This is a genomic window from Acidithiobacillus sp. TH-A36 (assembly GCF_057473445.1).
The window spans coordinates 1-5776 of sequence record NZ_JBYCKP010000600.1 but is presented as its reverse complement, the minus strand read 5'-3'; the positions used below and the strand labels follow the sequence as shown (position 1 = coordinate 5776).

Genomic DNA, 5776 nt, shown 5'->3' with positions numbered 1-5776 from the left:
TGGCCGGAGACCCGATCGCCTTTCTGGAAGTTCTGGGCAAAATCATCCCATGGATTAGGCAGACACTGTTTGATACCCAGAGAAATACGGCGGCGCTCTTCGTCAATATCAAGAATCATCACCTCTACTTCCTGACTGACATGCAGGGCCTTGGCCGGATTAATGTTCTTGTTGGTCCAGTCGATTTCGGAAACGTGCACCAGACCTTCCACGCCTTCTTCGATTTCAACGAAGGCACCATAATCGGTGACATTGGTGACCTTACCGAAAATGCGGGTAGATTCAGGATAACGACGGGCAATATCACGCCACGGATCTTCACCCAACTGCTTCATGCCCAGTGAAATACGACCTCTTTCGCGGTCGAACTTGAGGACCAGGACACGCACTTCGCCGCCAACGGTAACCACTTCGCTGGGATGCTTGACGCGACGCCAACCCATATCCGTGATATGCAGCAGACCATCAATTCCACCCAGATCAATAAATGCGCCGTAATCGGTGAGATTCTTCACCACACCGTCGAGGATGGCACCTTCCTGGATGCTTTCCAGCAACACCCCACGTTCAGCGCTTTGTTCCTGCTCAACCACGGCGCGGCGCGACACCACCACGTTGTTACGCTTGCGATCCAACTTGATGATTTTCATCTCGAGATCTTTGCCTTCGAGATAAGCCACATCACGCACCGGACGGACATCCACCAGTGAACCTGGCAGGAAGGCGCGGACACCATCAATGCTGACGGTGAAACCGCCCTTGACCTTACCGGTCAGGAAGCCATGTACCACTTCATTGTCATTGAAGGATTTTTCGAGATCGACCCAGGTCTTGGCACGCCGGGCTTTTTCACGCGAAAGACGGGTTTCACCCATACCATCTTCGACCAGTTCCAGACAGACTTCCACCGAGTCACCGACCTTGACTTCGATTTCACCTTCGGCATTGCGAAACTGCTCGGCAGGAATGGGTCCTTCGGATTTAAGGCCGACATCGACGATGACAAAATCATTATCCACGCGGGTGACAATGCCGGTGAGCAACTCACCAGGCTTCAGACCCTGGGTACTCTGGCTTTCTTCAAACATCTCGGCAAAACTGGGTTCAACAAGCATTTCAGCGTTAGGGGTGGTCATAAATTTCAATAGGCCTCATGTACCGGGAGCACCGTGGGTGTCCCTTTTGATTACAGCTCAATGCCAAATCAATGGCGGTTTCAATTCTCCTGCAACGCGGTTTTTACCCACGCCTGCAAGACCGTATAGGTTTCGACGACTGTTTGCGCACTGGTATCCAAAATTCGGGCATCCGCAGCGGGCCGGAGCGGCGCGACACTGCGTTGTTGATCCCGGGCATCCCGTTCTGCAATTTCCGCCACAACGCTCGCGAGATTAGCACTAATCCCCTGTTCCATCAACTGATTGAGGCGTCGTTTACCACGTTCTTCGGCACTGGCGGTCAAAAAAACTTTCAAGACCGCTTCCGGGAAAACCACCGTACCCATATCCCGACCATCGGCCACCAGACCCGGAGCCTGGGCAAAGTCTCTTTGCCGCTGCAACAAAGCCGTACGCAGCGCCGGGATGACGGCAATTTGCGAAGTCAGTGCGCTGATCCGTGGAGTACGAATAGCCTCGTCCACCGGTTCATCGTGCAACAGCACCAGGGTCTGGTTGCCATCCCCCCGGAAGCGCAAGGGCAATTCCAGCGCCAGCCGAACCAGGTCGGCTTCATCATCTTTTGCGATTCCTGATCGATCTGCCGCCAGCGCCAGGGCACGATAAATAGCCCCGCTATCCAGCAAGTGCCAGCCGAGATCATGCGCCAGCATGCGTCCCAGCGTTCCCTTGCCGACACCACCCGGACCATCCAGCGTCACCACAGGAATCCGGCTCATGCGTTGAGGACCTCCAGGCGCAACCCTGCCTGACGCGCCAGCACCGGGAAACCGGGAAAAGAGGTGGCGACGTTGGCACAATCCAATATTTCAACATCTCCGGAGGCTACCTGCCCGGCCATGGCAAAAGCCATGGCAATGCGATGATCGCCATGACTATCGACCTGCCCACCACAGAGGGTGGAAGGCGTAATCACCGCCCCGTCAGGCTGCTCTTCCACTGCAACACCCAGAGCGCGCAAACCGGCCGCCATCACGGCAATACGGTCACTTTCCTTCACCCGCAATTCTTCAGCCCCCGAAATGGTAGTAGGCGTTTTCGCACAGGCGGCGGCAATAAACAGGGCCGGAAATTCATCAATGGCCAAAGGCACCAAATGGGGAGGAACCTCAATGCCTTGCAGTGGGGCATAACGTACCCGGATATCCGCCACCGGCTCACCACCAATTTCGCGCAGGGCCGTCAAATCTATCCGCGCGCCCATCCGGGTGAGGATTTCAATGATTCCGGTGCGGGTGGGATTAATGCCTACCCCTTCAAGCAGCAGGTCCGAACCCGGGGTGATACTGGCACCCAACAGAAAAAAAGCTGCCGAAGAAATATCGCCGGGTACCTGGATGCGTTGCCCTGTGAGCTGACCACCACCTTCCAGGCAGGCATGATTTCCCTGTCGGGATAACGCATAACCGAAACCTTTCAACATTCGTTCACTATGATCCCGGGTAGGTGCCGGTTCGGTGACACAGGTTTCGCCCCGGGCATACAATCCTGCCAACAACACTGCGGATTTCACCTGGGCACTGGCAACCGGCATCTCATAATGCAATCCCTGCAAGGGCTTGCCGTGAATAAGCAGGGGTGCTTTACCGTCTTGTGACTGAATATCGGCGCCCATGGCCGTAAGTGGTTTCAAGACCCGGCCCATGGGACGCTTCTGCAAACTCGAATCACCCACCAGGGTGCTGGCAAAAGTCTGCCCGGCCAACACTCCGGTCAGGAGACGCATGGCCGTGCCGGAGTTACCACAATCCAGGGGCGCTTGCGGCGCCTTCAGGCCATGCAGACCCACTCCATGAATGCGCAGGTAGCCATTTACCGGTCCTTCCATCTGGACCCCCATGGCCCGAAATGCCGCAATGGTTGCCAGTACGTCTTCGCCCTCCAGGAGCCCTTCTACTTCGGTCACGTTTTCGGCAAGGGCACCGAGAATGACGGAGCGATGGGAAATGGACTTATCTCCCGGAACAGGGAAGCGGCCTTTGAGCGCATTGCCAGGTTTGACGAGGTAGCGGGTAATCATTCAGAAAGCACCGGTGGAAAATGAAATTGTTGGCGAACCGTTTTGCCACGCGCCAGCCAGGACTGCAGATCGGGCGTTGCTTCGTCCATCAGAAGTTGTTCAGCCAGACTTAAGTTCTGTTGGAGTTGTTGCAGTTGCTGACGTACTGCCTGCTGGTTTTCCTGCAGAATTTCGGCCCAAAGTGCGGGGTTTGAATCGACAATGCGCGAAAAATCTCGCAAACCGCCACCCGCCAGATTTTCCAGACCGGGAAACTGCGGCGCCAGTCCGGCCAAATAGATATATGCCAACAAATGCGGCAGGTGACTGGTAGCTGCCAGCGCTGCATCGTGAGCCTGGGGCGACATTTCCTGCACCTCGGCACCCAAGGCCATCCAGAACTGCCGGACTTTGTCCAGCGCCAGCTCATCCGTCCGGCCTGCCAGCGGCGTAAGAACTACTTGTGCAGCACGATACAGGTCCTCACGCGCCGCCGGAAAGCCAGTCATTTCACTGCCGACCACCGGATGACCCGGTACAAAGCGCGCCCCGAAAATTTCCGTAGCCCGGCAGGCAATAGTATTTTTGGTACTGGCCAGATCGGTTATTACCGCAGCAGGGCCTGCCCAGCGCGCAACCTCTGGCAGCTGGGACAGTAAGACTTTGGGCGGAGTGGCCAGCAGGATCAGATCGGCATCCACCAATACCTCCGGCAACTGATGACCCAGTTCAATTCGCCAAGGTTCTGCACTGGACTGCAGAGCGGCTACGGCAGCGGCACTGGGCAACACGGCATGAATAGGACCCTCATACCCAACAGCGCGCAAGGTCTTGGCAACACTGCCCCCCATCAGCCCGAGGCCCACTATGGCCACCCGCTGAAAGGGAATCTCCGGCATCTTACAGTTCGCGCCCTATGGCCGCTGCGACTTTATGCAAATCATCCATCAAGGTCATCAACTGCTGGGGACTAAGCGCCTGATCGGCATCACACCAGGCTTCTTCCGGACAGGGATGGGATTCCACCAGCAAGCCATCAGCTCCAGCGGCAATGGCGGCTTTTGAAAGTGCCGGAACCAGCCAGGACTTACCACCGGCGTGGCTGGGATCGACGATCACTGGCAGGTGGGTTTCCTTCTTGAGTACCGGAATAGCCGTGACATCCAGCACATTCCGGTAGGAAGTTTCGAAAGTACGGATGCCCCGCTCGGCAAAAATGATTTTGTGATTACCATGGGCGGCAATATATTCCGCTGCCATCAACCATTCCTTGACCGTGGCGCTGTGACCCCGTTTGAGAATGACCGGCACATCGAGACGTCCCACTTCTTTGAGCAGATCAAAATTCTGCATGTTGCGGGTACCAATCTGAATGATATCCACCCCTTTTTCCAGGAAAAGGTCGATTTTCCGGACATCCATCAATTCGGTAACAATGGGCAGACCCACTGCATCAGCAGCCGTCCGGAAATAGTCCAGGCCCTCATCACCAACACCCTGAAAGGTATAAGGACTGGTGCGCGGCTTGAAAGCACCACCGCGCATCAGACGGCATCCAGCGGCTTTCACTGCCTCTGCAGCACTGCGCATCTGCTCCGGCGTTTCTACGGAACAGGGGCCGGCAATAATCTGGATTTGTTTACCACCAAAGGGAATTCCCCGCACCTCAACGATGGTATCGGTGGACTTGAATTCACGACTGACCAACTTATAGAGCTTGAGAATGGGCATAACCTGTTCCACTGCGGGTAAGGATTCCAGGGCGCCTTCCGGCAACAAGCGTTCGTCGCCCAGCAGACCTACCACGGTCCGTTCCGAGCCAGTACTGACCATAGGCTGCAGGCCGAATTGGCGAATCCGCTCCAGCAGCTGTTCCATCTGCTCTGCGCTTGCTTGTGGTTTGACGATGACGATCATGGGATTACAGGACCTCGCCCAGCATTTTCAAAAAACGTTGATTTTCCACCGGCAGGCCCACACTCACCCGCAGATGATCCGGCATGCCGTAGGGGCTGAGGGGGCGCACGATCACACCACGCTGTAACAACGCCGAATACACGCGCTGCCCTCCTCCCGGTACGGCGAAGGCGGTAAAATTGCCTGCAGGGGGCAGAATTGTCAATCCAAATTTATCCAACCCCTCCGCCAGAACCTGTCTTTCCTGGCGATTGTTGACGCGCGTTGCCTCCAGATGCCGGGTATCAAGCAAGGCGGCATGCGCAGCCACCTGCGCCAGGCTGTTGATATTGAAGGGCTGACGGACGCGTTCCAGCACGGCAATCAGGTCTGGATGCCCCATTCCATAACCACAGCGCAGTCCGGCCAAGCCATAAGCCTTGGAAAAAGTCCGGGTTACCAGCAAATTGCTGAAACGTTCCAGCCATTGGCGACCATCCGGATAATTTTCGTCGTCCATCAGTTCCAGATAGGCCTCGTCGAGAACCACCAGGGCATGCGCCGGGACACTGTCAATAAAGGTTTCCAGGGCCGCGCCGGACAATTGCGTGCCGGTTGGATTATTGGGATTGGCGATAAATACCAGTCGCGTCCGCTCACTGAGCAAGGCCGTCATGGCATCCAGATCATGTCCGTAATTGCG

Annotated in this window: 6 protein-coding genes; all 6 read right to left on the bottom strand. The window is 56.2% G+C overall.

Features of this window, described 5'->3' with window-relative positions; translation table 11 throughout:
• Window positions 1-1136 (bottom strand): 30S ribosomal protein S1 (locus AC2VLY_RS15165; protein ID WP_486922562.1); only part of this gene is annotated, 1136 nt, incomplete at its 3' end.
• An 80-nt stretch (window positions 1137-1216) separates the two neighbouring features.
• On the bottom strand, window positions 1217-1897 hold the full coding sequence (gene cmk, locus AC2VLY_RS15160) for a (d)CMP kinase (RefSeq protein WP_486892140.1): 681 nt from the start codon (window positions 1895-1897) through the stop codon (window positions 1217-1219).
• Window positions 1894-3195 (bottom strand): 3-phosphoshikimate 1-carboxyvinyltransferase, encoded by a 1302-nt coding sequence (gene aroA / locus AC2VLY_RS15155; RefSeq protein ID WP_193650186.1) that lies wholly within the window; start codon window positions 3193-3195, stop codon window positions 1894-1896. The genes cmk and aroA overlap by 4 nt, the downstream gene beginning before the upstream one ends.
• Complete coding sequence (locus tag AC2VLY_RS15150) at window positions 3195-4076, bottom strand: prephenate dehydrogenase (protein WP_486892138.1); 882 nt, start codon at window positions 4074-4076, stop codon at window positions 3195-3197. Before AC2VLY_RS15150 ends, aroA begins: the two co-directional genes overlap by 1 nt.
• Window position 4077: 1 nt before the next feature.
• A complete protein-coding gene (gene aroF / locus AC2VLY_RS15145; protein WP_486892136.1) occupies window positions 4078-5094 on the bottom strand; it encodes a 3-deoxy-7-phosphoheptulonate synthase in 1017 nt (338 codons plus the stop codon).
• Between the two features lie 4 nt (window positions 5095-5098).
• Window positions 5099-5776, bottom strand: a 678-nt coding sequence (locus AC2VLY_RS15140; protein WP_486892135.1) for a pyridoxal phosphate-dependent aminotransferase, incomplete at its 5' end; no start/stop codon positions are given.

Excerpts from the sequence above, each read along its gene's own strand:
- cmk (WP_486892140.1), bottom strand. The coding sequence starts at position 1,897 with ATGAGCCGGATTCCTGTGGTGACGCTGGATGGTCCGGGTGGTGTCGGC.
- AC2VLY_RS15150 (WP_486892138.1), bottom strand. The coding sequence starts at position 4,076 with ATGCCGGAGATTCCCTTTCAGCGGGTGGCCATAGTGGGCCTCGGGCTG.
- aroF (WP_486892136.1), bottom strand. The coding sequence starts at position 5,094 with ATGATCGTCATCGTCAAACCACAAGCAAGCGCAGAGCAGATGGAACAG.